Here is a 25,955-nt window from a genome sequence, read left to right as displayed (position 1 = left end):
CACGCCATGAGAAACCACCATGTCGCCACTGATGATTGATTCCGCAGATTTCAGCCAAAAATTAGGCCTTATCTCCCGAAACGTGGAACATACTGAAGCGTTTCTTGCGCGGGGCACGGTGGATTTTCATCTGCCAGGATTTATGCTGCCGGTGGGATATCGCCTGTTAAAATCGCGCTACGGTGATGAATATCGTCTCGTCACCACCGACGACGGAAAACCCTATACGGCGTATGCCGTTAAGTTGACGTTTCATAAAGAAATTACCTTTCCCCACGGGGCTGCGACACAGGTTATGGTCTGGCGTACGCCACGCGCTGTCCATCAGCGGGTAATAAGTGGATTACCCCAATCTTTCTTCCAGTGGGTGCTAAGCGAATACGACATTGTGGTCTCTGACAGCGAACAAACCGGTGACGGACAGCGGTTTTGGTTACGCATGATCGACTGGGCGTTCAGCATGAATTATCGGATAAGCGTGGCGGACGGTACGGTAGGTGAAGAGTGGCACTTAACACCGGTGAGTTCATACGCCGAGCTGGAGGAGCGCTGGATTGCGTTTGCCTGGGGACACGATCGCGACGTGCATCCACATCGCAGGTTAGTCATCAGTAAAGCGTAACGGGCCGCACAGAGCGGCCCGTGTTGATTAGCACTCGGTCACAATCGTGCTCAGCGGCAGGCGAGATTTCGGCAGCGTGGCGTTGAAATCTTCCACGCTATGATGCCCAACCGGCACCACCACCAGGCTGGTGAAGCCCTTCTCTTTCAGGCCAAACTCTTCGTCGAGAATAGCGGCATCGAAACCTTCAATCGGTACCGCGTCCAGGCCCATTGCGCCCACGCCCAGCAGGAAGTTGCCGACGTTCAGGTAAACCTGCTTCGCCATCCACTGGTCGTCATCTTTCAGATCCACGCGGTGCATGTCGGCGAAATAGGTGCGGCCCTTATGGTTCGCGGCTTTGGCTTCCGGGGTGTTGAAGCGACCGTCGGCTTCTTCCTGATCGACAACGCGTTCCAGCCAGGCATCGTCCATCGCGATTTTCGCGCAGAACACCACCACGTGAGAGGCATCCAGCATTTTGCGTTCGTTGAACACATAGGTGCCTGCCGCGGATTTCGCCACGCGCGCTTTTCCTTCCTCGGTGCTGGCCACAATGAAGTGCCACGGCTGGGAGTTGGTGCTGGACGGGCTGTACTGCAGCAGGGTTTTGATTTTTTCCGCTTCTTCCGCGGTCAGTTTTTTGGTTGCGTCGAACGCCTTGGTGGAGTGGCGTTTCAGGGCGACAGAAATGATATCCATAACAACTCCTGGTGATGAAATTCGCCCGCTCGCGGGCGCGAAAGGAAAGCAGATTACCGCGCGAAGCGGCAAAAGATAAGTGCAATTCGAGCGCTTAATCTGTTCGTCTCAGACGAACAATCAGACCGGCCTAATCCACTTCTGGTCTTTTTTCGGCAGCTTATCCACCACCAGATGCCAGGAGTCATTAATGAGGTCGGTAACCAGTTCCGGCGTCACGTCGTCAGTGCCGTAAAGGGAAATCCAGTGCTTTTTACTCAGATGGTAGCCGGGTTCTACCCCGCGGTAGATCTGCTGGTTTAACAGTGATTTCTCCGGGTCTGACTTCAGGCTGACGTGCGGCCGCCCGTGCGCGACGGCCACAATCATGAAAATTTTTCCGCCCACTTTAAAGACGTCAAACTCCGGCCCGAACGGCCAGCAGTGTTCGGTGAACGGCAGTTCCAGGGCCACACGCATAGCGTGCTCCTGTAAGGCTTTACTCTCCATTGGCGTCCTCATACGCAAGCCCGCGCCACATCACCTCAAAGCCGAGCGCTTTAAAATCAACGGCGCGGGACGGATCGCGGGTGGCAAATTCCATCGTGCTTTCAGCCAGCGATAAGAAAAGTGCATCGCCAAACGTTTTAAATTCATCCGACATAAACACCGGGCGCACCGAGCGGCGGCACAGCTCATGGAGTTCCGGGAACATATCTTTCACCGCCTGTTCAGTTTCGACGCTCAGCTTTTCACTGACGCCAATCTGGCGGATCGCCGCATGAGAAACGGGGTTACGTATACCCCAGTCCACATAGCTGTTCCAGATATTGCGGGTATGTTCTTTAGGCAGCGTGATGGTGCGATCGAGGTTCGCCAGCATGGTCTGGCAGAGATCCTGCTTCAGATGCACATAGAGGGCATTCAGCAGATCGTCTTTCGTAGCAAAGTAGCGGAACAGGGTACCTTCGGCGACGCCCGCCTTACGGGCAATGAGCGCCGTTGAGGCGGCGATACCTGACTGTGCAAACGCCGCCGTTGCGGCTTCCAGTAAGGCCTGTTTTTTATCTTCACTCTTCGGACGTGCCACTAAATTGTTCCCCCTGTCAATGATTAAAACCCTGATTGAAACACGTGCTTTGACACGCTGCAACGCGGAATGTCAAAGATCGAAAACGTCTTGACGACTTTATCATCATATCTATAATGAGTGCTTACTCACTCATAATCAAGTTTACCCTGCGCACGCTATCGGATGGGGCGCGTTTTCGGGTCAGGATATGAAAAAACCTCTCTTCATCTGCGTGGTGTTAATCATGATTATTGCTTCAGCCGCGAGTTTACCGTTTGTTCTGAATGCCGGATTCGGCCAGCCGCCGCAGGGTGAGCAGCTCACTGAAGTGGAGGCCTCCCCTCAGTATCGCGAGGGGAAATTCCACAATACGCTGCCGACGCCGGGTTATAACGGTGACAAAAACATGCTGGTCGCAATGTGGGAGTTTCTGACCAAAAAAACCGAAAACGCCCGCCCGGCCCGGCCGCTTCCGCTGGTGAAAACCGATCTTGCGAGCCTGCCGCTGGAGCAGGACACCCTGGTGTGGCTCGGTCACTCCTCGTGGTACCTGCAGCTCGCGGGCAAACGGATCCTGATTGACCCGGTTCTTGGCAACTATGCCGCGCCGTTCTCGTTCCTCAATAAGGCCTTTGCCGGCGAGTATCCGTGGCGCGCTGAACGCATGCCGGCGATCGACCTGCTGATTATCTCGCACGATCACTACGATCATCTGGATTACGCCACCATCAGGGCACTACTGCCAAAGGTGAAGCGCGTGGTGACGCCGCTGGGCGTGGGATCCCACCTGCGCTACTGGGGAATGAAGCCTGAGATTATTGACGAGCGCGACTGGAACCAGTCGGTACGCATCAGCGATGAATTGACGGTGCATGTTCTGCCAGCACGTCACTTCTCCGGGCGCGGCATTAAACGCGATCGCACCTTGTGGGGCAGCTTTATGTTCGTCACGCCAGAGCAGAAGGTTTACTACAGCGGGGATTCCGGTTACGGCCCGCACTTTAAGGCCATCGGCGAGCAGTTTGGTGACGTGGACGTCGCCATTATGGAAAACGGCCAGTACGACCAGGACTGGAAGTACATCCACATGCTGCCGGAGGAAACGGCGCAGGCCTCGGCGGATCTCAACGCGAAAGCCGTGGTGCCCGGGCATAACGGACGCTTCGTGCTGGCGAAACACGCCTGGAACGATCCGCTGATCCAGCTGGCAAAAGCCAGCAAGGATAAAAATTATCGGCTGCTGACGCCGGAACTGGGCGAGCCCGTCAGGGTAAGCGACAGCGCACAAACCTTTCGTGCGTGGTGGGAATAATGTTTAAGCGAGAAGCAGAGGGGGACAGCAGTATGACCATTTCCGCTCAAGTTATCGACACTATCGTCGAATGGATCGACGACAATCTGCATCAGCCATTACGTATAGAAGAGATTGCCCGCCACGCGGGTTACTCGAAGTGGCACCTGCAGCGGCTGTTTATGCAGTACAAAGGGGAGAGCCTGGGGCGTTATATCCGTGAACGTAAGCTGCTGCTGGCGGCGCGCGATCTGCGAGAATCCGACGCCCGGGTGTACGATATCTGCCTGCGCTACGGGTTTGACTCGCAGCAGACGTTTACCCGCATCTTCACCCGTACGTTCAACCAGCCGCCGGGTGCGTACCGTAAAGAGAACCATAGCCAGACACATTAACCTGTCGCGTGCAGGCCGGGTAAGGCGTAGCCGCCACCCGGCTTTTTTGTGAGCTCAGGACGCGAGTGAAAACCAGCGTCGCCAGACGAAACGCAGCACGAAGAATTCAATCGCCCCGAGCAGTAAAAACCACACGCAGAACAGAATGGTATAGAGCTGGTTAAGATCGACCATATGAAAGGTCTGAACCAGCTTCTGCGCCAGCACCAGCCCAAGCGAAGGCGCAGGGAGCAGCAGGCACGAAAGCAGGGCCAGCAATAAAATGCCGCCTGCGGTGAGCAGCGATTCTAGCGGGTGTTTCATCGTAATGTTAATCGTCAGTTAAAAATGTCATTGTCCGGCATTCTGTAACGTAAAGCAATATCAGCCCCGCTGACCTTTTTGAATAAAACAAAGACATTATTACTGCGCACAAATAACAACATACGACCCGGCGTTTATATTAATATCGCGTTATGTAAATAAACGTCTGAATCAGGAAAATAATTTTACAAATGTATAGGTGCTATAACCAATTAACGTGGCAATAACAATGGCCGCGATAACGTATAACACCAGTCTGCGCCCGCGATAAATACCCCACATGGTTCCCCCTCGTTTAGTATTGGTTTAGAAATATTTTGTAAAAATCAGGTCATCGAAATAGTTTTAATCAGTTTTGAATAACCGAGAAGTCATTATATTGCGGTAGATCAATTTTACCCGCAAGACTTTAAAATGAATTTATTTAAGCCCGAAAGGAATTCAGGCTTCAGTTCACCGGATATTGAAGGAAAAATACGATGACCGAAAAAAAATTGTCCCCAAACATGCCGCCTTCCGGCGGGCTGGCATACCAGCAGACCGCAGAGCAGGTGCTTGCGCACGCGCAGAGCCAGGCCAGCGGTCTGGATCGTGCGGAGGCGCAGGCGCGTCTGCAAAAAACAGGGCCGAACGCGCTGCCGGAGAAAAAAGGTAAACCTGCCTGGCTGCGTTTCCTGGCCCATTTTAATGATGTGCTGATTTATGTCCTGCTGGCCGCCGCCGTATTAACGGCAATAATGGGCCACTGGGTGGATACGCTGGTTATTTTAGGCGTGGCGGTAATCAATGCCTTAATTGGCCATATTCAGGAAAGCAACGCGGAAAAATCCCTGAAGAGTATTCGTAATATGCTCGCCAGCGAGGCGCGCGTTATTCGTAACGGTAACCATGAAACAATCCCCACAACTGAAATAGTCCCGGGCGATATTATTGTATTACGCGCGGGGGATCGTATTCCGGCGGATATGCGTTTAATTGAAGCGCATAATTTACGCGTGGAAGAAGCGATTCTGACCGGTGAATCCACCGTGGTGGATAAACACGTTAATCCGCTGAGCGGTGAATTACCGCTGGGCGATCGCACCAACATGGTCTTCTCCGGGACGACCGTCAGCGCGGGCGGCGGCATCGGCGTGGTCACCGCGACCGGTCAGGATACGGAACTCGGCCACATCAACCAGATGATGGCGGGTATCGAAAAGCACCGTACGCCGCTGCTGGTGCAGATGGACAAGCTGGGGAAAGCGATCTTCGCGATTATTCTGGCGATGATGGCCGCGCTGTTTGTCTTCAGCCTGGCGTTCCGTGAGATCCCAATGGGCGAGCTGCTGCTCTCCCTGATTAGCCTGGCGGTCGCCTCCGTACCGGAAGGTCTGCCGGCCATTATCTCCATCATCCTCTCCCTGGGCGTGCAGGCGATGGCGCGCAAGCGGGCGATTATCCGCAAGCTGCCGACGGTTGAAACCCTGGGCGCGATGACCGTGGTCTGCTCGGATAAAACCGGTACCCTGACCATGAACGAGATGACGGTTAAAGCCATCATTACCGCTGACGCCTGCTACCGCGTGGACGGTAACAGCTACGAGCCGGTGGGCAACATATACCTGGAAGGCAGCGACGAGCCGGTGCAGATCCAGCCGGGCACCGTGCTGGAGCAGTACCTGCGCACCATCGACCTGTGTAACGACAGCCAGCTGATTCAGGACGATCGCGGGCTGTGGGGCATCACCGGTGGGCCGACCGAGGGCGCGCTGAAGGTGCTGGCGGCGAAGGCTAACCTCGAGCCTGTCGTGACCACGCTGGTTAACAAGATCCCGTTTGACTCGCAGTATAAGTACATGAGCACCCACTACCAGATTGGCGGTGAGGAGCAGATCCTGATCACCGGCGCGCCGGACGTCATTTTCACCCTGTGCGCCGAGCAGCAGACCCGCAACGGTGCGGAAGCCTTCAACCGCACGTACTGGGAAAGCGAGATGGAGCGCTATGCGCGTCAGGGGCTGCGCATGGTCGCCGCGGCGTTCAGGCCGGCGAACGGCGAGCAGGAGCTGACGCACGATGACCTGAGCCACGGCCTGATCTTCCTTGGCATCGCAGGGATGATGGATCCGCCGCGTCCGGAAGCGATTGACGCGATTAACGCCTGCCAGCAGGCGGGGATCCGCGTGAAGATGATCACCGGGGATCACCCGCAAACGGCGATGAGCATTGGTCAGATGCTGGGGATCACCAACAGCGAGCAGGCGGTTACCGGCTACGAGCTGGAGAAGATGGACGACGCCGCCCTGGCGGACGCCGCGGTGAAGTATGACATCTTCGCCCGTACCAGCCCGGAGCATAAGCTGCGTCTGGTGAAAGCGCTGCAGGACAAAGGCGAAATCGTTGGCATGACCGGTGACGGCGTGAACGATGCCCCGGCCCTGCGTCAGGCGGACGTGGGCATCGCGATGGGCATCAAGGGTACGGAAGTGACCAAAGAGGCGGCGGATATGGTCCTGACGGACGATAACTTCGCCACCATCGCCAGCGCGGTGAAAGAGGGGCGTCGCGTTTACGACAACCTGAAGAAGACCATCCTGTTCATCATGCCGACCAACCTGGCGCAGGGGCTGCTGATTGTGATTGCGCTGCTGGCGGGGAACATCATTCCGCTGACGCCGGTGCTGATTCTGTGGATGAACATGGCCACCTCCGCCACGCTCTCCTTCGGCCTGGCCTTTGAGGCCGCCGAGCGCAACATCATGCGCCGTCCGCCGCGTCAGACCGGGCAGCACGTGATGGACGCCTACGCCGTCTGGCGAGTGGCCTTCGTCGGCACCATGATTGCCATCGCCGCCTTTGCGCTGGAAGCCTGGCTGGCCCCGCGCGGTCACAGCGCGGAGTTCATCCGCACCGTGCTGCTGCAGATGCTGGTCTGCGCCCAGTGGGTGTACATGATTAACTGCCGCAACACTGAAGGGTTCTCCCTCAACCGCGGCCTGCTGGCGAACAAAGGGATCTGGCTGGTGACGGGCGTGCTGTTCCTGCTCCAGGCGGCGATTATCTACCTGCCGTTTATGCAGATGCTGTTCGGCACCGAAGCCCTGCCGCTGCGCTACTGGTTTGTGACCCTGGCCGTTGCAGGCGTGATGTTCTTCGTCGTCGAAATCGAGAAGCGACTGACCCGCAGGTTCCGTAAGTCTGCATAACGAAAACCTTACCCCTCACCCTAACCCTCTCCCTTGGGCTCGGTTTTCTCCCTCTCCCCTTTGGGGAGAGGGCCGGGGTGAGGGGAAACAACGCTGAGGTACTCCCATGAAATTCCCGGTCCTGTTTGCACTTCTTGTCAGTACCCTGCAACCCGTATTCGCCGCCGCCATCCCCGTGCGCATCGCCACCGTGGAGCAGACCGCCCATGCCGCCGAGCGCCAGATCCCGGGCCGCATCGAAGCCATCCACACCGTTGAGCTGCGCGCCCGCACGGAAGGCGTGATTACCCAAATCCACTTCCGCGACGGGCAGTACGTGAAAAAGGGCGACGTGCTGTTTGAGCTGGACGACGCCGAGCCGCGCGCCGCCCTGCGCCTGGCGCAGGCCGAAGTGAGAAGCGCCGAAGCCACGCTGCGTCAGGCGCAGCAGCAGCTTTCCCGCTTTGAAAGCCTGGGCAGCAGCAACGCCATCAGCCGTCACGACGTGGACAATGCCCGCATGCAGCGGGACGTGGCGAGCGCCGCGCTGGAGCAGGCCAAAGCCCGCCTCGACACCCGCAGCGTCACCCTGAACTACACCCGCATCGCCTCGCCGATTGACGGACGCGTGGGGCACAGCAGCTTCCACGTGGGTAGCTTGGTCAACCCTGCCAGCGGCGTGCTGGTGGAGGTGGTCCAACTCGATCCCATCCGTATCGCCTTTGCGCTGGAAGAGAGGGCGTTTGCGGCCAAAGCCGGACAACATGCGGATATCAGCGCCATGAAGCAGGCCTGGCAGGCATTAATTGACAGCAACGGCCAGCGCGTCAGCGGTGAACTGACGTCGGTGGACAATCGCATCGACCCGCGCACCGCCAGCGTGATGCTGCGCGCCGAGTTCGCCAATCCGCGCCATCAGCTCCTGCCCGGAGGCAACGTAAACGTGACCCTGCGACCGGCAAGCGAGCAGCCGGTGCTGACCCTGCCTGCCGCCGCGGTCCAGCAGAACGGCGACGGGTTCTTTGCCTGGGTGGTTAACGCCGACGGCAACGCCGAAATGCGCCCGCTTAAGGTCGCCGGACAGATTGGCCAGCAGTTCCAGATTTCATCCGGCGTGAAGCCCGGTGAGCGAGCGATTACTGACGGCGCGCAGCGCGTGCAGCCCGGCGCTGCCGTCCAGATACTGAATTAAGGAGCCATCATGCTGACGTTTTTCATCAAACGCCCGCGCTTCGCGATGGTGATTGCGCTGGTCATCACCCTGCTGGGGGCCATTGCGCTGAAGATTATCCCGGTGGAGCAGTATCCGCAGATCACGCCGCCGGTGGTGAACGTCTCTGCCAGTTGGCCGGGCGCCAGCTCCGCTGACGTGGCGGAGGCCATCGCCACGCCGCTAGAGACGCAGCTGAACGGCGTGGATCATATGCTCTACATGGAGTCCACCAGTTCGGACGAAGGCACGTACAGCCTGAACATCACCTTTGCGGCGGGCACCGATCCGGACCTCGCCGCCATCGACGTGCAGAACCGCGTGGCGCAGGCCGTGGCGCAGCTGCCCACCGAGGCGCAGCAAAACGGCGTGCAGGTGCGCAAGCGGGCCACCAACCTGATGATGGGGGTAAGTCTTTACTCACCGAATAACACCCACACGTCGCTGTTCGTCAGCAACTACGCCAGCACCCAGGTGCGCGAGGCGCTGTCGCGTCTGCCCGGCGTGGGGCAGGTGCAGATGTTTGGCGCGCGCGACTACAGCATGCGCATCTGGCTGCGCCCGGACCGTATGAGCGCTCTGAACGTCACCACCGACGACGTGGCGCAGGCGCTGCGCGAGCAGAACGTGCAGGGCGCGGCGGGTCAGGTGGGCACGCCGCCGGTGTTTAACGGCCAGCAGCAGACCCTGACCATCAACGGGCTGGGGCGCTTAAGCCAGGCCGACGAGTTTGCCGACATCATCATCCGCGCGGGGGAGATGGGCCAGCTGGTGCGCCTGAAGGACGTCGCCACCATCGAGCTCGGCTCGCGCAGCTACAGCTCCGGCGCACAGCTGAACGGGCACGATTCCGCCTACCTCGGTATCTACCCGACGCCGTCCGCTAACGCCCTGCGCGTGGCCGACGCGGTGCGCGCGGAGCTGGAGCGCCTCTCGACGCGCTTCCCGGACGACCTGGTCTACGAGGTGAAATTCGACACCACCTCCTTTGTCGCCGCCACCATTAAAGAGATCGGCGTCTCGCTGGCGCTCACCATGCTGGCGGTTGTGGTGGTCGTTTCCCTGTTCCTGCAAAGCTGGCGCGCCACGCTGATTGTCGCCCTCGCCATTCCGGTGTCGCTGGTGGGGACGTTTGCCGTGCTCTATACGCTCGGCTACTCCGCCAACACGCTGAGCCTGTTCGCCATTATTCTGGCGCTGACCATGGTGGTGGATGACGCCATCGTGGTGGTGGAGAGCGTCGAAACGCTGATGGCGGAAGGGCAGAGCCGCACGGCGGCGACCGCGCTGGCGCTGCGCCAGATCGCCGGGCCTGTCATCGCGACGACGCTGGTGCTGCTGGCGGTGTTTGTGCCGGTGGCGCTCCTGCCGGGGATTGTCGGCGAGCTTTACCGCCAGTTTGCGGTGACGCTCTCGACTGCCGTGACGCTCTCAAGCCTGGTGGCGCTGACCCTGACGCCCGCCCTGTGCGCAATGCTGCTGCGTCCGCGCCCGGAGAAACCAGCGGCCGTTTATCGCGCCTTTAACCGCGGGCTGGACGCCACGCGCGGTTTCTACACCCGCATCGTGAATGTCTTAAACCTACGTCCGTGGCTGGCGCTGCTGGCCACCGCAGGCGCGGCGGCAGTCGTGCTGTTCAGCTTTACGTCGATGCCAAAAGGTTTCCTGCCGCAGGAGGACCAGGGCTACTTCTTCGCCAGCGTTCAGCTGCCGGAAGCGGCTTCGCTGGAGCGCACCGAAGCGGTGATGACCACCGCGCGGGAGCTGATCGCCCAAAATCCGGCGGTGGAGGACGTCATTCAGGTCTCCGGATTTAACATCCTCAACGGCACCAGCGCCTCCAACGGTGGGTTTATCTCCATCATGCTGAAGGACTGGAGCGAGCGTCCGCCGCTGGAGGAGGTGATGGGCACCCTGCAGCGCCAACTGCTGGCCCTGCCGGAAGCGACCATCATGACCTTCGCGCCGCCGACGCTGCCGGGGCTGGGCAACGCCTCCGGCTTTGACCTGCGCATCCAGGCTCAGGCGGGGCAGAGCCCGGCGGAGCTGGAGCGCGTCACCCGCGAGGTGCTGGCGAAAGCTAACCAGCATTCGCAGCTGAGCCGCGTGTTCACCACCTGGAGCAGCAACGTGCCGCAGCTGACGCTGACCGTTGACCGCGAGCGCGCCGCGCGTCTCGACGTGCCGGTATCGCGCATCTTCAGCAGCCTGCAAACCGCCTTTGGCGGCACGCGCACCGGGGATTTCAGCATCAACAACCGCGTCTACCACGTGGTGATGCAGAACGAGATGCAGTGGCGCGAGCGCGCAGAGCAGATCGGCGAGCTGTTCGTGCGCAGCAACAGCGGCGAGCGGGTGCGCCTGAGCAACCTCGTCACCATCACGCCGACCGTCGGCGCGCCGTTCCTGCAGCAGTACAACCAGTTCCCGTCGGTGTCGGTGAGCGGCTCGGCAGCGGCTGGGGTGAGCAGCAGCACCGCGATGGCGGTGATGGGTGAGATTCTGGCGGAGAGCCTGCCGGCCGGATACGACTACGCCTGGAGCGGCATGTCGTATCAGGAGCAGCAGACCGGCAATCAGGCGATCTGGATCGTGCTGGCGGCGGTGGTGATGGCGTGGCTGTTCCTCGTCGCCCAGTACGAGAGCTGGACGCTCCCGGCGAGCGTGATGCTCTCGGTGCTGTTCGCCATCGGCGGGGCGCTGGTCTGGCTGTGGATGGCCGGATACGCCAACGACGTGTACGTGCAGATTGGTCTGGTATTGCTGATCGCGTTAGCGGCCAAGAACGCGATTCTTATCGTCGAGTTCGCCCGCGCGCGGCGTATGGACGGAATGGCGATTGTCGATGCCGCGCGGGAAGGGGCCTCGCGCCGTTTCCGGGCGGTGATGATGACCGCCGTGTCGTTCATTATCGGCGTTCTGCCCATGATGCTGGCGACCGGGGCAGGTGCCCAGAGCCGCCGCATCATCGGCACCACGGTGTTCAGCGGCATGCTGGTGGCGACCGTGGTGGGGATCCTGTTCATCCCGGCGCTGTTCGTGCTGTTCCAGCGCCTGCGCGAGTGGGGCCACGGCCTTACGGACTCGTCGCCCACAGCTCGCAGTGCTTCTGCACCAGAGAAATCAGCGAGCCGCCGTCGGCGATAAACTCCCGCATGCGCTGCGCCTCGCTCTTGCCCTGCTTTAACAGCAGGGCAATTTCATTAATTGCGCTCGTCGCGCCAAGCTTCTCGGCCGACGGCGCAACCTGCTCCAGTAGCCAGGCGATATCTTCCGCCACGGTTTTGTGCTCGCCGGTGTGCACGTCCGTCAGGATCCCCTCCAGCCCGTAGCGACACGCCTGAAAACGGTTAAAGCGGTACAGCAGAAAATCTTTTTCCTGATGCTTATAAGGCCGCGTGGTCAGCAGCCAGTGGGACGTCGCCTGGATCAGCCCAGCGATGTTAATCGCGTGGCCGAGCGTCAGCGGCGTATCCATCACCCGCACCTCCACGGTGCCAAAATGCGGGCTGGGGCGAATATCCCAGTGCAGATCCTTGATGCTGTCGATCATGCTGGTGGAACTCAGGCGGCGGAACAGCCCCTCGAACTCCTGCCAGCTGTTGACCCACGGCATCTGGCCGTTATCCGGGAACCCTGAAAAGATGTTGAGCCGCGACGAGGAGAACTTCGTGTCGGTGCCCTGCATATACGGCGAGGCGGCCGCCAGGGCGATAAAATGCGGCACGAAGCGCGACAGGCCGTGCAGCAGGTAAATCGCGTCATCCCCGGTCCGGCAGCCGACGTGAACGTGCTGACCGAATACCGTCGCCTGCAAAATCAGATAGCCAAAGCGCTCCAGCGTGACGTTATAGCGCTCGTCGTCGCACACCTCCTGGCGCTGCCATTTCTGGAACGGATGCGTCCCGCCGCCGCAGATCTGAATGTGCTGCTCTGCCGCCGCGCGCAGGATGCTCTGTTGCATCACTGAGAATTGTGCCGCCGCCTGATCGATGGTCTGACACACGCCGGTGGCGATTTCGAGCATGCTTTCGGTGATGTCGTGTTTGACTTCGCCGCCTTTGATGTCGTCTTTGACGGCGGCGATGAGCGCGGAGGAGTCCTGGCTGAGATCGTACCCCGGCGGGTTAACCACCTGCAGTTCGAGCTCGATGCCAAGGGTGAACGGTTCAGAGGATTTGAAATCGGGTAAAGGCATGGCGCACTCCGTTGTCTGTGAATGTTGAGTATAGACAACGGGTGTGGCGCGCTCGTCTCAGGGTGGTATAACTGATAGCAGGCTTAGCAAAAGGGGAGTGATTCATGTCTGACTATCCAACCATTGCGCTGATAGGACCCGGTGCGATTGGCACCACCATTGCCGCAGTACTGCATGACGCTGGCCGCACGCCGCTGCTGTGCGGACGGACCGCACATGCGGCGTTACGCCTGCGCCACGATGAGGGTGAAACGGTGGTGCCCGGTCCGGTATTAACCGATCCGACAGCCATCGCGCGTCCCGTTGACCTCGTTTTTATCGCGGTGAAAACGACGCAAAACGCCGACAGCGCCGGGTGGCTGCGCGCGCTGTGCGATGAAAATACGGTGGTCTGCGCCCTGCAAAATGGCGTAGAGCAGAAGGCTCAGCTTGAGCCTTTGGTCAGTGGCGCAACGGTGCTGCCGTCGGTGGTCTGGTTCCCGGCGCAGCGCGAGCCGGATGCCTCCGTCTGGCTGCGGGCGGAGCCGCGCCTGACGCTGCCGGACATGCCGCAGGCGCAGCGGGTGGCGGAGGCGCTTCGCGGTACGCGCTGTGAAGTTGAACTCTCGGCAGATTTCGCCACCGTCGCCTGGCGCAAGCTGCTGCAAAACGCGGTCGCCGGGCTGATGGTGCTCGCTAACCGCCGCGCCGGGATGTTCAGGCGCGAGGATATCAGCGACCTTGCGCTGGCCTACCTGCGGGAAGGGCTTGCCGTCGCCCGCGCCGAAGGGGCGAAGCTGGCCGATGACGTGGCGCAGGAGATTCTGGCGAACTTTCAGCGCGCGCCTGAGGACCTCGGCACGTCGATTCTCGCTGACCGTCAGGCGGATCGTCCGATGGAGTGGGATATCCGTAACGGCGTGATCCAGCGTTACGGCCGCAAGCACGGCATTGCGGTGCCCATCAGCGACGTGGTGGTGCCGCTGCTGGCGGCGGGGAGCGAGGGGCCGGGTTAACGGCCGCTGTTTTTCCGTTCGGCAAAGTAATGGGCGGGCGTGCTGCCCATCGCTTTTCGGAACATGGTGATAAACGCGTTCACGGATTCGTACCCGAGCGTTGTCGCCACGTTCTGGACCGGCACGCCGCTTGCCAGCTCCCGCAGGGCAATAATCAAATGCAGCTGCTGGCGCCATCGCCCGAAGCTCAGCCCGGTCTCGCGCTGCATCAGGCGTGCAAACGAACGCTCGCTGAGGGCAAGCCGTTTCGCCCACTCCTTAAGGGTGCTTCGGTCCTCAGGGCGGCTGACCAGCGCGTCGGCCATGGCGCGAATTTTCGGGTCGGTTGAGACCGGCAGGCTCAGCTTCTGCTGCGGCATGCTGGCAAGCTCATCAAGCGTGACCCTGATTAGCCTGGCGACATGGCCGTCGGGGGGATAATCAACGTCCTCGCGGGTTAGGCGATCGACCAGCTCCTTGATCAGCGGCGAGATCGCCAGCGTGCAGCATCTCTCCGGCAGCGCCGCCGCGCCGGGCTCAATAAACAGATAGTTCAGATGCGCGTTCCAGGTCGCTTTGGCGCTGTGCGGGATCCCCCCAGGGATCCAGACGGCGCAGTCTGGCGGCACGATCCAGATGTCATTCTCCGCGTAACAGCTGACCGCACCGTACCGGGCAATAATCAGCTGGCCCTTGCGGTGGGTATGTACCGGCACTTCCGCGGCGTAGTCCACGAAGTCCAGATGACGCGCTACCGCCGGGCTGACGGTAGAGTCGGGGTCATACAGCGTAGTAGCAGATTGAGGCTTCACGATTCTGGCAATATTCAGGTATTTTTTGACAGAATAGAGTATTTAAGCGGGTCTGCAAGCCGGTAATAATTCCGGCATGAAAAACGTCTTCTCTTATCCCGTGCGCCTGCCCGCCGCGCTGCAAAACGACGCGGGGGCGCTGATCTACGCCGCGAAGAGTTTCGCCGCGGCGATGCTCGCTTATTACATCGCGCTGTCTATCGGCCTCGAACGCCCCTCATGGGCGATTATTACGGTTTACATCGTGTCGCAGACGTCGGTCGGGGCATCGCTCAGCAGAAGCCTCTACCGACTGGCCGGTACGGTTGTCGGGGCCAGCGCGACCGTTCTGATTGTGCCCACCTTCGCGAATACGCCGATCCTGTGCAGCATGGTGCTGACGGGCTGGATCGTATTCTGCCTGTGGCTCTCCCTGCTGGAGCGCACGCCCCGGGCCTATGCCTTTGTGCTGGCGGGCTACACCGCGAGCCTGATTGGTTTTCCCGCGGTATCCGATCCCGGCGGCATCTTTAACGTCGCCATTGTCCGCGTGCAGGAGATCGCGATCGGGATTTTCTGCGCGGCGCTGATTCACCGCTACGTGCTGCCCGCGCGGGTATCAGGGCTGTTCAACGCTAAATTATCCCAGACGCTACGGGCCACGCGCGAGCGGGTGGCGGATACCTTAGCGGGCAAGCCCGATGCGGCTTCCGGCCCGCTGCATCTGGCCCTGGCGCTGCAGTTCCTGCAGGGCATAAGCCACCATATTCCGTACGATTTTGCCCTCTCCGCCCCGGTGCGGCAGGCCAGAAAAGCGATTCATGACCGGCTGGCGCGGCTCGTTATCGTAAACTGTGAACTACACGACCGCATGCCAACGATTGGAACCCTGCCCGCCGACGTGCAGGTCTTGCTGGAGGATGTTCAGGCCTGGGTGGCCGGTGAAGGCGCTAGCCTCAGCAGTACGGCAGAGGCGCTGCGGCTCCGCTGTGCGCTTCTCATCGATCGGTATGCCGCGCAGGCGCAGACGTTTGACGACGTGCGGCTGGTCAGTTTTATCCGCTACCTCTCGGAGGCTATCGCGCTTCTGCAGCAGTGCGAGCGCCTTTCCAGCGCCATCCACCACGCCAAACCCGTCTTTGGGGAGGTGCAAACCCGCGCGGCTAAAGGCTACGTTTTTCACCGCGATCCTCTTACCGCGGCCCGCACGGCGCTGGGGGCTTTCGCTATTATCCTGAGCGGCTGTCTGGTCTGGATCTTCTCAGCATGGCCGGATGGCGGTACGGCGGTGTCTATCCTGGGGGTCTGCTGCACGCTGTTTGGCAGCTTCGACACCCCGGCCCCCCACATTGTGAAATACATCATTGGCTCGTTCTGGGGCGTGGTAATTAGCCTGTTCTACAGCTTTGCGCTGCTGCCGATGGTGAGCGATTTCCCGGTGCTGGTGGCGGTGCTGGCTCCTGCGTATCTGCTGGCCGGGTCGCTTCAGGCGCGTCCACCGACCACGTTTATGGCGATGGGCATCACCCTGACGCTGCCCATTCTGTGCGAGCTGGGGGCGCACTACAGCGGAGACTTCGCCGTTGCGGCCAACACCGCCATCGCGCTATTTGCCGCGACCGGCTTTGCCGTTATCAGCATGAGCCTGCTGCAAACCGTGCAGGCGGATGGTGCCATCACGCGTCTGCTGAACCTGTGCCAGCGCGACATTCGCCGCAGCGTGAAGGGCACGCTGCGGGTTGACGAAACGCACTGGATCAACCTGATGATGGACCGAACCGCCCTGTTGCTGCCGCGACTGCAGCGCAGCGAGCGCGCGCCAGAGCAGGCGCTCGATCGGCTGTTACACGCGCTGCGTCTGGGGCTGTCGGTCATGCATTTACGCCGCAGTGACGCACCGCCCGGCAGGGAGGTTGACGCACTTTTTCATAGGATAAACGCTGCAGACCGCAACGCCTTACGGGAACGCATCGTCACCCTTGTCGAGCGCCATCTGCCTGCGGCAGATGAACATACGCGCCAGTTTGTCTTCAGGCTGGTGGATCTGCACTGTGCATTACGGGAGCCAGACCATGGTTAACGATCTCAATATCGGCGGGGTTTTTATCCCGGGGTTGCTGACGGTCGCCCTCGCGGCGCTGGTCTGCACGCTAAGCCTCGTCGCGCTTTTCTCTCTTAGCAGGGGCTACCGGCGCTTGCCGTTTCGCCCGCTGATGGATGTTTCAACCTGGATTGTCACCTTTTTCCTGCTGATGCAGGGCCTGACCGCGTTGGGGTTATTGTCATGAAATCACTGCTCTCTTTACTGGCTCGCTATGCGCTGACGTTGAGCGTCGTCGCGGCGGCTACGCTTCTGGCGTTTATGATGTGGAAACACTACGCAGAAACGCCGTGGACCCGCGACGGGCGCGTGCGTGCGGATGTGGTGCAGATTGCGCCGGACGTCTCCGGGCCCGTCATCAGCGTGGCCGTTCGGGATAACCAGTGGGTGAATCGGGGCGATGTGCTTTACACCATCGATCCGCGCTGGCTCAAGCTGGCGGTGGCAAGCGCGCAGGCTGATGTGGAGTCGAAACGCCATGAGATGCTGATGCGCCAGGACGCGGCCCATCGCCGCACGCTGATTAAAAACGCCATCTCCGGCGAGGACTTGCAGCAAACCGGCAGCGCGGCGAACGTCGCGGCGGCCAATTATCACGGCGCGCTGGCCGCGCTGGATCTGGCTGAGCTTAATCTGGCGCACGCCACCGTCCGTGCGCCGGTTTCGGGGTACGTTACGCACCTGCGGCTGCGGCCCGGAGACTACGCGACGGCGGGGGAGACAAAGGTCGCCATCGTCGATGCCCACAGCTTCTGGGTGGTGGGATACTTTGAAGAGACCAAGCTGCGCCATATTCGCGTTGGGGATGCTGCGCAGGTTGTGCTGATGGGATACGAGCCGGTCATCACGGGGCACGTGGAGAGCATCGGACACGGGATTGGGGACAGCAACGACGAGACGGGCGGGCTGGGTCTGCCCGACGTCGAGCCTACCTTTAGCTGGGTGCGGCTGGCGCAGCGCGTGCCGGTGCGTATTCATATCGACAGGTTGCCGGAGGGGGTTGAACTGGTGGCGGGGCTGTCGGCGAGCGTGGCGGTGGGGCGATAATCTGGGGATAGTCAGCCTTAAACACATATGCGAAACTTACCGCTTCTGAAAATATGTGGTGGGACCCGCTCAATGTCAGAACAACATTCGCAGTGCCTTTTCAGTGAAGGACTGATCTCTTTTCCTGAGGGATATCAGGATCGTACCGTCAACGTATTTGCGCCGCCCGCTGCGGATGCACCGGCGTTCAACATCTCCCGCGATGCTCTCAACGCTGGTGAAGCGCTTGCCGCGTATATCGATCGCCAGCTCGCCCTGATGGAAAAACACATCAAGGGCTGGAAGCAGGGTGAGCGCAGCGCCGCTACGCTGGGTGACGATCTTTTACAGGGTGAAACCGTTCATGCTACCTACCTGCGCGACGGGAAACGCATATGGCAGCAGCAGGCCGTATTTAACGTCGACAGCAATAACATTCTGGTGTTCACCATGACCTGCACTCGCGCGCTGGGCGATGCTGACAGCACGCTGTTTGGCGATCTTCTCAGGAGCTTCCGCTTCCACCATTAACACCAGGGACAGTTGTTATGTTTGAAGCAGCACGCGTTGGTGATGATATCGGCCACTCCGGTGCGCTGGCCGGGATGATTGCCGGAACGATTGTCGGCGGCCTGATTGCCGCCGCCGGGGGCATTCTGGCGGGGGCCATGTTTATTGCCGGACTTGGTGCATCCTGTCTTGGCGTGGGCGTCCTGCTCGTCGGCGCCAGCCTGGCCGTGGGGTATTACACCGGGGAGCTGGCGACCGCCGCCCGGGACAGCATCGCGGACGCCGGGGCATCCAGCATGACGAAGAAAGGCGTCATCACCTCCGGCTCGCCCAACGTGTTTATCAACGGTAAACCCGCCGCCATGGCCACGGACAGCGCGGTGAAGTGCTCTGACGATGGCTCGCAGCAGATGGCCGAAGGCTCTTCGCGGGTCTCTATCAACGGCCTGCCTGCGGCACGCATCGGGGATCGCACCACCTGCGACGCGAAGGTGATGACCGGTTCGGACAACGTCATTATCGGCGGCGACCCGCAGCAAACCCTCCCCATTCAGTCTGAAGTCCCCGAGTGGCTGTATAAAGTCTCCGATCTTACTCTGCTGTTTGCCGGGCTTATCGGCGGGTGGGGCGGTGCCGCTGGTAAAGTCGGGGCGCTCTCTAAGCTGCTGGGCAAAATCCCCGGCATCAATAAGCTGGCCCGTATCGCCTGTCGCGCCGGCACGCTGATGACAGGCGTGGCGGCCGCAGGGATCATCGCCCGCCCGGTGGATATCGTCAGCGGACAAAAATTTCTCAGCGGGGATGATGAGCTGGACTTCGTCCTTCCTTCCCGCCTTCCGGTGCGCTGGCAGCGCTACTGGCGCAGCGGCAACCCCGGCGACAGCGTGCTGGGCCGCGGCTGGAGCCTGTTCTGGGAAAGCCGCCTGGAGCCTTACCAGGACGGCCTGGTGTGGCGCGCGCCGTCCGGCGATTACGTCGCCTTCCCGAAGGTCCCGAAAGGGATGCGCACCTACTGCGAAAGCGAAAAAAACTGGCTTGAACATCACTCTGACGACAGCTGGTCGGTGTATGACGTCAGCGGCGAGCGCTGGCACTATGCGCCGCTGCGGGATGATGCTCCGTCACTGCTTCAGCGCATCTCTGAACCCTGCGGCAACGATATCCTCTTCGAGTGGAATGCGGATCATACCCTGCATGCCCTGACCGACAGCGCGAGCCAGCGCGTGGTCTGCCGATACGACCGTGACAGGCTCGTCGGCGCATGGCTGGATGACGAGATCTGCCTGGTCAGTTACGCTTATGATGAACAGCGCCAGCTGGTCTCCGTGACCGGCCGGGGCGGTAGCGTGCGCCGACGCTTCCGCTGGCAGGACGGGCTGATGAGCGCCCATGAGGACGCCAACGGCCTGCTGAGCGAATACCGCTGGCGGGAGATTGACGGCCTGCCGCGCGTGGTCGGCTTCCGCCACAGCGGCGGCGAACAGCTGGCGTTCGAATACGATTTTGAAAATGGCATCCGCCGTGCTATCCGCGATGACGGCGCCCAGGCGCACTGGCTGGTCGACGACGACAACAACGTCGCGCGCTTCACGGATTACGACGGTCGCCAGACGACGTTTGTTTACCGCGACGGCGAGCTCTGCGACGTTATTCTGCCCGGCGGCGCAATGCGCCGCAGCACGTGGGACAAATACGGCCGCATGACCAGCGAGACGGACCCGGCGGGCCGCCGCACCGAGTACCACTGGCATCGCCTGACCGACCGCATCACCCGCACGGTGTACCCGGACGGCACCTCATCGCAGGCCATGTACGACCTTCGCGGTCGCCTGCTGTCGGAAACGGATCCGGCCGGTAGCACCACCGCGTATGGCTATCCTGACGATGAAGAAAACCTGCCTGAGAGCATCACCGACGCCACAGGTGGCGTGGTGCGCCTGGTCTGGAACCACCAGGCGCTGCTGACGCAGCGCACCGACTGCTCCGGCAGCGTGACCCGCTTCACCTACGATCGATTCGGGCAGCTGATTGCCAGCGAGGATGCGGAAGGGAATATCACGCGCCGGGAGTGGAGTGGTGCCGGGCTGCTGAGCGTCGTGATCCATCCGGACGGCAGCCGCGAGTCGCTGGTGTGGAACGAACGCGGCCAGCTCACGGGTTGGCGCGACCCGCTGGAAAGCGAGGTGAGCTGGGCCTACAACGCGCTCGGCCTCCCGGTCAGCCTCACTGACCGTATTGGCCGCGTGCGCCAGTGGCGCTACGATCCGCGCGGCAACCTGCTGCGGCTCGATAACGGCAACGGGGCGGAATACCGCTTCACCTACGACGCCGTGGGCCGCCCGCTCAGCGAAACGCGCCCGGACGAGACCGTGCGCCATATGGAATGGGACGCGCGAGGGTTCCTCTGCGCGCTCGAAGAAAACGGCCGGCCTGCCGCCGACGGCGGTATCGCCCGTCGCGTCCAGCAGTTCAGCTATGACGACAGCGGGCTGCTGATCGGGCGCACTCAGCGCCACGCGGAGTACCGCTACTTCCGCGACCTGAGCGGCCAGATTACCCGCATCCGCCGCACGCCGACGGCCGAAGGCGTTGCCCTGGGTATCGAAAGCGATGAGATCGCATACCGCCACGACGCCGCCGGGCGCGTGCTGAGCGAGTCCGGTATTAACGGCGCGGTGGACTACGAGTGGGATGCCCTGAGCAACCTGACCGGCCTGACGCTGCCCGGCGAGCAAAAGCTGGCCTGGCTGCACTACGGCTCCGGCCACGTCAGCGCCATCCGCTTCGGGCAGCAGCTGGTGACCGAGTTCACCCGCGACCGCCTGCACCGCGAGGTGCGCCGCACTCAGGGCGCGCGCGAGCAGCTCCGCCAGTATGACAGCCTCGGCAGACGCACCCTTCAGCGCAGCGAGCTGAGTACGGACGTGACCCTGCCAGAGCAGGCGCTACTGGAACGCCTGTATCGCTACACCGCGCGCGGCGAGCTTTCCGGCGTCAGCGACACCCTGCGCGGTGAGGTGGACTACGGCTACGACGCCGAAGGGCGTCTGCTGAAGCACTACGAGGCCCGCCAGGGGCACAGCCGCGCGCAGTTCAGCTACGACGCCGCGGATAACCTCGCCGCCAGTGACGATGCGGTACCGGTCACGGATAACCGCCTGCAGCACTGGCAGGCGCTGTTTATGAAATACGACCACTGGGGCAACCTGGTCAGCCGCCGCAACGGGCTGTATGAACAGCATTATGCGTATGACGCCGAGAACCGTCTGGTGTTCGCCCGTGGAACCGGGCCTGAAGGGCGGTTTGAGGCGCGCTATCACTACGACGCGCTGGGTCGCCGCACGCGCAAAATCGTCACCACGACGCACGGCACCACCGACACCCGCTTCCTGTGGCAGGGCTACCGCCTGCTGCAGGAGCAGCAGGAGAGCGGGCTGTACAGCACGTATGTATACGACCCGAATGAAGACTGGAGCCCGCTGGCGCGGGTGGATCACCTTCGTGACCAAAGCAGCGGTGAGATTTACTGGTTCAATACCGACCTGAACGGGGCGCCGCTGGAGGTCACAGACGAGCGCGGCACGGTGCGCTGGAGTGGCCAGTACGGCAGCTTTGGCGAAGTGCGCCATCAGAGCGAAGGGTTCTCACGGGTTGTGAATCGCTCGGCGATGGCGCACCAGCCGCTTCGCTATTCCGGGCAATACGCTGACGGTGAAACGGGGCTGCACTATAACCTGTTCCGCTACTACGACCCGCAGGTCGGGCGGTTTATTGTGCAGGATCCGATTGGGTTGAACGGCGGGTGGAATCTTTATCAGTATGCGCCGAACCCGTTGGGGTGGATTGATCCGCTTGGATTGTCAACCTGTTCATCCAAAGACTCATATGAACAGGCCAGAAATAAAGCTCTGAAATGGTTAGAAGAGCGAGGATTTAAAGCCGAAAAAGTTAACACAGGCAAATTTGGTTCGACTAAAGGTCAACCTGTCGGGATGACAACAATTGATGGAAAAACAGGTTTTAGAGTTGAGTATGATGAACGAAGTGGAGCTCATATCAATGTGTTTAGCGGTAAAGATAAAGGGGAGCACTTCATGTTTGATGCGGCTGAATCCGTTGTGACAAAAATTCAAGATTTATTTAATTTACCATCAAAACCATGGAGAGGCTCTTAATGACGCTCGATGATGAAATCAGGAAGGAAATATCTTTGCTTCCTGAACAACCAGAAATTGTGGATGACTGGGAACACATTGCGGATAAGTTATCCGATAGTTATAGTTGGGCTGGTTCAAAAATTGACTGGTCAAAGACCAATGCTCATAGGTCTTTAGAACTACATGGGGACTATAAGGATTGGTTGGTAGATATAAAGAGATTCATTCATGATACTGATGTTCATGATGTGATTTCAAATAGTGATGAGATTTACTATATAAATGATTCGTCTCTTGATTTTTCTGTCAGGTTGAATCCCAAGCAGTTTTTTTTATTTCTTGATATGGCAATAAAAAATATCCCTCAGCATCATTATTTTTTTGATAGAGAAAATAAATGGTGTCTAGTGATAAGTGCTGAAGGATATATTGATTTCGGTTTCTCATGGTCAGATAAAAAATGATTGAAATGGGAGGTTCATCCTCCCAGGACGTTTTAGGTAATGTTTTTGATTTGATAAAAAACCGGGGCAAGAGTCTTACGGTGATGGTAATGTCCCTCTGAGACTATTTTAAAAAGAACATTCGAAATTGCTTGGGTAGGTTCAGTTTCTGGCACATTAGACAATCATGAAATTTGAGAAGAGTCATATGTATTGGAACGAAATCGAAGGTGGTATTTTGTTTAACAAGGTTTTCAGTAGATATGTTAAAGTGAATGAAATCGACATCTTTGATATTAAAATAGACCGCGAAACTGCTACGGTAATAATATGTTTTGACTTTGTTAATGAGTTGCCTGACAATCCTCCCCAAAAATGGGTTAAAGGCTATAATAGATGTAGGTGTGGTATAAGTTGCAGTGGAGTAAAATCCTTAAAAATAGAAGGTATGTCTACGGATATGCCAGCAAAAATAGAAATACAAAAAAACACTCCCCATAGTGAAGTTATAATAAAGGGGACGGATATTTTTTTAAATTTGAAGTGTTCACATATACAATTAATGGGACCTTTCGTATCTATTAGTCAGTAAGCTAAAGGTCGTGGTGGATTTTTAAATTTTCCTAGCTTTTATAATTTAAGGTTGGTTCAGTTTACTGAATAGATCCGATTGGGCTGAATGGTGGGTGGAACCTTTATCAGTATGCGCCGAATCCGTTGGGGTGGATTGATCCGCTGGGTCTTGCTAGCTGTACTACTAAATTTAAATCGAGAAATGCAACCTTTAGGGCAGCGAAAAGAGATGCCGGAATACCAGTGAGCCAGCAACCATCAAAAGTTGAGCTAGTACCTTTAACAGATCGAAACGGGAAATCTATTTTAGGAGACGATCATTTACCTATAAAGACACGAGAATATACTTTCTCGCGTCCAGATGGTGAATCCATTGTAATCCAGGACCATTCACCAGGGCATATCTATGGACCTCCAGGAACACCTGGTAACCAAGGGCCACATTTAAATGTTCGACCGATCAGTGATACCCGAAATGGTACTATATCTGGAACGCTAGAACATTATCCATTTTAAGGAGGGAAAATGAACTCATGGGTTGATTTATTAATTGATAAAAGAAGTATTTCTTCTATCTTCACCGATGAAGAACCTTCATTACGTAATGTTGAACTTCATGATGTGGTTTTCCATAGGGATGGGCCAAAAATCACACTAAGATTCAATATTGAAAGTTATCCTTCGCAACCACCCAAAAAATGGATAATGCAGAAATGTAATGTCGTACAATTACAATTGACTGCTATTGATATAGCGGAGGCTAGCTTATTTGGTTGGAATAAAACTAACTTTTCTTTAGATGTTAACATATCTAAAGAAGATGGTTTTATCATCATTTTAGCTCAAGATGATATATTCTCTCTCTCAATAAAAGCAAAATTCATTGATATTTCTTCAATAACAGCTTATACAATTTCAAAATAATAAAGAATGGGAGGATAATAAATCCTCCCATTGATTTTGTTCAGTTTGGTCTGATTGCATGTTCTGCAGAGGTTTGGTGTTACGACTGGAATGGGTGATACCTACTTAATCGACCATAAAACAGCATTATGTTTCGGTAAGTTTCAGTGTTTAACCTGTTGTATAAAAACTAAAATAGTTATCGTGCAGATGGCTTAATTTATCAGGGTGTGGCGGTAGCATGATTGTCTTATGCAAGCCGCTACGCCCGCGATCTGAGCGGCCAGATTACCCGCATCCGCTGCACGCCAACCGCCGAAGGCGTTGCCCTAGGTATTGAAAGCGATGAGATCGCTTACCGTCATGACGCCGAAGGGCGTCTGCTGAAGCAATACGAGGCGCGACAGGGGCACAGTCGCGCGCAGTTCAGCTATGACGCCGCGGATAACCTCGCCGCCAGTGACGATCCGGTACCGGTCACGGATAACCGCCTGCAGCACTGGCAGGCGCTGTTTATGAAATACGACCACTGGGGCAACCTGGTCAGCCGCCGCAACGGGCTGTATGAACAGCATTATGCGTATGACGCCGAGAACCGTCTGGTGTTCGCCCGGGGAACCGGGCCTGAAGGGCGGTTTGAGGCGCGCTATCACTATGACGCGCTGGGCCGCCGCACGCGCAAAATCGTCACCACGACGCACGGCACCACCGACACCCGCTTCCTGTGGCAGGGCTACCGCCTGCTGCAGGTGCAGCAGGAGAGCGGGCTGTGCAGCACTTATGTATACGATCCGAATGAAGCCTGGAGCCCCCTGGCGCGGGTGGATCACCTTCGTGACCAGAAGAGCGGTGAGATTTACTGGTTCAATACCGACCTGAACGGCGCGCCGCTGGAAGTGACCGACGAGCGCGGCGCGGTGCGCTGGAGCGGTCAGTACGGCAGCTTTGGCGAAGTACATCATCAGAGCGAAGGGTTCTCAAGGGTTGTGAATCGCACGGCGATGGCACACCAGCCGCTGCGCTATGCCGGGCAGTACGCTGACGGTGAGACGGGACTGCACTATAACCTGTTCCGCTACTACGACCCGCAGGTCGGGTGGTTTATTGTGCAGGATCCGATTGGGTTGAATGGTGGGTGGAACCTTTATCAGTATGCGCCGAACCCGTTGGGGTGGATTGATCCGCTTGGATTGCTGACCTATAACACGATGCCGAGTATTACTGGTTTCCAAAAGCATCATATTATTCCACAACAGTTAAAAGGCCATGATTTAATAAAAGCGGCTGATTTTAATATCCATGATATTAAAAATGTTATTTATTTACCTAAGTCAGCTGATTACCATCCGACAAGAACAATCCATAGTGGGTCTCACCCTGTTTATACAAAAAATATAGGTGACCAGATGGATGCTATATATGAATACGGGAAGGAAAACGGCTGGAAACAAGCAGAGTATAAACAAGCTGTTAGTGAAATTATAAAAAATGAACGTGCCGATTTACGCGGTGGGAAAACTATTCTTAACAAAAACTCGGTTAGAAAAGCGAGGTGCTAA

Annotated in this window: 22 protein-coding genes and 1 pseudogene; 17 read left to right on the top strand and 6 right to left on the bottom strand. The window is 58.4% G+C overall.

The features are described from left to right. Positions 1-19: 19 nt before the first annotated feature. Complete coding sequence (locus BM007_RS07505) at positions 20-622, top strand: hypothetical protein (RefSeq protein WP_090417932.1); 603 nt, start codon at positions 20-22, stop codon at positions 620-622. Between the two features lie 27 nt (positions 623-649). Here BM007_RS07505 and nfsB read toward each other — a convergent pair whose 3' ends face one another. The 3 genes from nfsB to BM007_RS07490 form a co-directional block, all read right to left on the bottom strand. Next, complete coding sequence (gene nfsB / locus BM007_RS07500; protein ID WP_090417929.1) at positions 650-1,303, bottom strand: oxygen-insensitive NAD(P)H nitroreductase; 654 nt, start codon at positions 1,301-1,303, stop codon at positions 650-652. Between the two features lie 120 nt (positions 1,304-1,423). Then, positions 1,424-1,792 (bottom strand): MmcQ/YjbR family DNA-binding protein, encoded by a 369-nt coding sequence (locus BM007_RS07495; RefSeq protein WP_024906902.1) that lies wholly within the window; start codon positions 1,790-1,792, stop codon positions 1,424-1,426. After that, entirely contained in the window at positions 1,782-2,372 is a 591-nt protein-coding gene (locus BM007_RS07490; protein WP_024906903.1) for a TetR/AcrR family transcriptional regulator, read from the bottom strand. The genes BM007_RS07495 and BM007_RS07490 overlap by 11 nt, the downstream gene beginning before the upstream one ends. A gap of 190 nt (positions 2,373-2,562) precedes the next feature. Between BM007_RS07490 and BM007_RS07485 the strand changes: the two genes are divergently transcribed. Further along, positions 2,563-3,666, top strand: coding sequence for an MBL fold metallo-hydrolase (locus tag BM007_RS07485; RefSeq protein WP_090417926.1), 1,104 nt, complete (start codon positions 2,563-2,565; stop codon positions 3,664-3,666). A 32-nt stretch (positions 3,667-3,698) separates the two neighbouring features. Further along, complete coding sequence (locus BM007_RS07480) at positions 3,699-4,040, top strand: RamA family antibiotic efflux transcriptional regulator (RefSeq protein WP_010428317.1); 342 nt, start codon at positions 3,699-3,701, stop codon at positions 4,038-4,040. Positions 4,041-4,094: 54 nt separating this feature from the next. Here BM007_RS07480 and BM007_RS07475 read toward each other — a convergent pair whose 3' ends face one another. Then, positions 4,095-4,343 carry a DUF1158 domain-containing protein gene (locus tag BM007_RS07475; protein ID WP_013097677.1) on the bottom strand — a complete coding sequence of 83 codons (249 nt, stop codon included), beginning with the start codon at positions 4,341-4,343 and terminating at the stop codon, positions 4,095-4,097. A 479-nt stretch (positions 4,344-4,822) separates the two neighbouring features. Between BM007_RS07475 and BM007_RS07470 the strand changes: the two genes are divergently transcribed. From BM007_RS07470 to BM007_RS07460, 3 genes are all read left to right on the top strand, one after another. Continuing rightward, positions 4,823-7,531 carry a cation-transporting P-type ATPase gene (locus BM007_RS07470; RefSeq protein WP_090417923.1) on the top strand — a complete coding sequence of 903 codons (2,709 nt, stop codon included), beginning with the start codon at positions 4,823-4,825 and terminating at the stop codon, positions 7,529-7,531. A 106-nt stretch (positions 7,532-7,637) separates the two neighbouring features. Then, on the top strand, positions 7,638-8,702 hold the full coding sequence (locus tag BM007_RS07465) for an efflux RND transporter periplasmic adaptor subunit (protein ID WP_090417920.1): 1,065 nt from the start codon (positions 7,638-7,640) through the stop codon (positions 8,700-8,702). A gap of 9 nt (positions 8,703-8,711) precedes the next feature. After that, a complete protein-coding gene (locus tag BM007_RS07460) occupies positions 8,712-11,867 on the top strand; it encodes an efflux RND transporter permease subunit (RefSeq protein WP_090417917.1) in 3,156 nt (1,051 codons plus the stop codon). Here the strand turns inward: BM007_RS07460 and BM007_RS07455 are convergent. Then, a complete protein-coding gene (locus BM007_RS07455) occupies positions 11,797-12,918 on the bottom strand; it encodes a YbdK family carboxylate-amine ligase (protein WP_024906908.1) in 1,122 nt (373 codons plus the stop codon). The genes BM007_RS07460 and BM007_RS07455 overlap by 71 nt on opposite strands. Positions 12,919-13,022: 104 nt before the next feature. On the opposite strand from BM007_RS07455, the gene BM007_RS07450 reads away from it, so the two are divergent. Continuing rightward, entirely contained in the window at positions 13,023-13,913 is an 891-nt protein-coding gene (locus tag BM007_RS07450; RefSeq protein ID WP_090417914.1) for an oxidoreductase, read from the top strand. Here the strand turns inward: BM007_RS07450 and BM007_RS07445 are convergent. Continuing rightward, entirely contained in the window at positions 13,910-14,704 is a 795-nt protein-coding gene (locus BM007_RS07445) for an AraC family transcriptional regulator (RefSeq protein ID WP_090417911.1), read from the bottom strand. The genes BM007_RS07450 and BM007_RS07445 overlap by 4 nt on opposite strands. A gap of 76 nt (positions 14,705-14,780) precedes the next feature. On the opposite strand from BM007_RS07445, the gene BM007_RS07440 reads away from it, so the two are divergent. The 10 genes and pseudogenes from BM007_RS07440 to BM007_RS23255 form a co-directional block, all read left to right on the top strand. Continuing rightward, on the top strand, positions 14,781-16,763 hold the full coding sequence (locus BM007_RS07440) for an FUSC family protein (protein ID WP_090417907.1): 1,983 nt from the start codon (positions 14,781-14,783) through the stop codon (positions 16,761-16,763). After that, the gene (locus BM007_RS07435) at positions 16,756-16,971 is read left to right on the top strand and encodes a DUF1656 domain-containing protein (protein WP_024906912.1); all 216 of its coding nucleotides are present in this window, start codon (positions 16,756-16,758) and stop codon (positions 16,969-16,971) included. The genes BM007_RS07440 and BM007_RS07435 overlap by 8 nt, the downstream gene beginning before the upstream one ends. After that, on the top strand, positions 16,968-17,831 hold the full coding sequence (locus BM007_RS07430) for an efflux RND transporter periplasmic adaptor subunit (RefSeq protein ID WP_090417904.1): 864 nt from the start codon (positions 16,968-16,970) through the stop codon (positions 17,829-17,831). Before BM007_RS07435 ends, BM007_RS07430 begins: the two co-directional genes overlap by 4 nt. A 72-nt stretch (positions 17,832-17,903) precedes the next feature. Continuing rightward, positions 17,904-18,341, top strand: coding sequence for a DcrB-related protein (locus BM007_RS07425; RefSeq protein WP_048993217.1), 438 nt, complete (start codon positions 17,904-17,906; stop codon positions 18,339-18,341). Between the two features lie 17 nt (positions 18,342-18,358). Beyond that, complete coding sequence (locus BM007_RS07420) at positions 18,359-22,495, top strand: RHS repeat-associated core domain-containing protein (protein WP_254780642.1); 4,137 nt, start codon at positions 18,359-18,361, stop codon at positions 22,493-22,495. Beyond that, positions 22,495-22,941, top strand: coding sequence for a hypothetical protein (locus tag BM007_RS07415; RefSeq protein WP_024906918.1), 447 nt, complete (start codon positions 22,495-22,497; stop codon positions 22,939-22,941). Before BM007_RS07420 ends, BM007_RS07415 begins: the two co-directional genes overlap by 1 nt. 187 nt (positions 22,942-23,128) lie before the next feature. Next, positions 23,129-23,512 carry an Imm50 family immunity protein gene (locus BM007_RS07410; protein ID WP_090418244.1) on the top strand — a complete coding sequence of 128 codons (384 nt, stop codon included), beginning with the start codon at positions 23,129-23,131 and terminating at the stop codon, positions 23,510-23,512. Between the two features lie 224 nt (positions 23,513-23,736). Beyond that, positions 23,737-24,009: an HNH/endonuclease VII fold putative polymorphic toxin gene (locus BM007_RS23390; protein ID WP_071994450.1), complete on the top strand. Its 273-nt coding sequence runs from the start codon at positions 23,737-23,739 to the stop codon at positions 24,007-24,009. A gap of 9 nt (positions 24,010-24,018) precedes the next feature. Then, on the top strand, positions 24,019-24,417 hold the full coding sequence (locus BM007_RS07400; protein WP_024906919.1) for an Imm50 family immunity protein: 399 nt from the start codon (positions 24,019-24,021) through the stop codon (positions 24,415-24,417). Between the two features lie 323 nt (positions 24,418-24,740). After that, positions 24,741-25,955: pseudogene (locus BM007_RS23255) on the top strand (RHS repeat-associated core domain-containing protein); the annotation flags it as partial.

It is taken from the genome of Enterobacter sp. NFIX59, from assembly GCF_900113755.1.
GTDB classification, from domain to species: Bacteria; Pseudomonadota; Gammaproteobacteria; order Enterobacterales; family Enterobacteriaceae; genus Enterobacter; species Enterobacter pseudoroggenkampii.
This window is presented reverse-complemented; position numbering and strand designations above follow the sequence as displayed.

Excerpts from the sequence above, each read along its gene's own strand:
- BM007_RS07440 (WP_090417907.1), top strand. The coding sequence starts at position 14,781 with ATGAAAAACGTCTTCTCTTATCCCGTGCGCCTGCCCGCCGCGCTGCAA.
- BM007_RS07505 (WP_090417932.1), top strand. The coding sequence starts at position 20 with ATGTCGCCACTGATGATTGATTCCGCAGATTTCAGCCAAAAATTAGGC.
- BM007_RS07430 (WP_090417904.1), top strand. The coding sequence starts at position 16,968 with ATGAAATCACTGCTCTCTTTACTGGCTCGCTATGCGCTGACGTTGAGC.
- BM007_RS07475 (WP_013097677.1), bottom strand. The coding sequence starts at position 4,343 with ATGAAACACCCGCTAGAATCGCTGCTCACCGCAGGCGGCATTTTATTG.
- BM007_RS07415 (WP_024906918.1), top strand. The coding sequence starts at position 22,495 with ATGACGCTCGATGATGAAATCAGGAAGGAAATATCTTTGCTTCCTGAA.
- BM007_RS07425 (WP_048993217.1), top strand. The coding sequence starts at position 17,904 with ATGTCAGAACAACATTCGCAGTGCCTTTTCAGTGAAGGACTGATCTCT.
- BM007_RS07450 (WP_090417914.1), top strand. The coding sequence starts at position 13,023 with ATGTCTGACTATCCAACCATTGCGCTGATAGGACCCGGTGCGATTGGC.
- BM007_RS07495 (WP_024906902.1), bottom strand. The coding sequence starts at position 1,792 with ATGGAGAGTAAAGCCTTACAGGAGCACGCTATGCGTGTGGCCCTGGAA.
- BM007_RS07435 (WP_024906912.1), top strand. The coding sequence starts at position 16,756 with ATGGTTAACGATCTCAATATCGGCGGGGTTTTTATCCCGGGGTTGCTG.
- BM007_RS07400 (WP_024906919.1), top strand. The coding sequence starts at position 24,019 with ATGAACTCATGGGTTGATTTATTAATTGATAAAAGAAGTATTTCTTCT.
- BM007_RS07455 (WP_024906908.1), bottom strand. The coding sequence starts at position 12,918 with ATGCCTTTACCCGATTTCAAATCCTCTGAACCGTTCACCCTTGGCATC.
- BM007_RS07420 (WP_254780642.1), top strand. The coding sequence starts at position 18,359 with ATGTTTGAAGCAGCACGCGTTGGTGATGATATCGGCCACTCCGGTGCG.
- BM007_RS07480 (WP_010428317.1), top strand. The coding sequence starts at position 3,699 with ATGACCATTTCCGCTCAAGTTATCGACACTATCGTCGAATGGATCGAC.
- BM007_RS07470 (WP_090417923.1), top strand. The coding sequence starts at position 4,823 with ATGACCGAAAAAAAATTGTCCCCAAACATGCCGCCTTCCGGCGGGCTG.
- BM007_RS07485 (WP_090417926.1), top strand. The coding sequence starts at position 2,563 with ATGAAAAAACCTCTCTTCATCTGCGTGGTGTTAATCATGATTATTGCT.
- BM007_RS07460 (WP_090417917.1), top strand. The coding sequence starts at position 8,712 with ATGCTGACGTTTTTCATCAAACGCCCGCGCTTCGCGATGGTGATTGCG.
- nfsB (WP_090417929.1), bottom strand. The coding sequence starts at position 1,303 with ATGGATATCATTTCTGTCGCCCTGAAACGCCACTCCACCAAGGCGTTC.
- BM007_RS07465 (WP_090417920.1), top strand. The coding sequence starts at position 7,638 with ATGAAATTCCCGGTCCTGTTTGCACTTCTTGTCAGTACCCTGCAACCC.
- BM007_RS07410 (WP_090418244.1), top strand. The coding sequence starts at position 23,129 with ATGTATTGGAACGAAATCGAAGGTGGTATTTTGTTTAACAAGGTTTTC.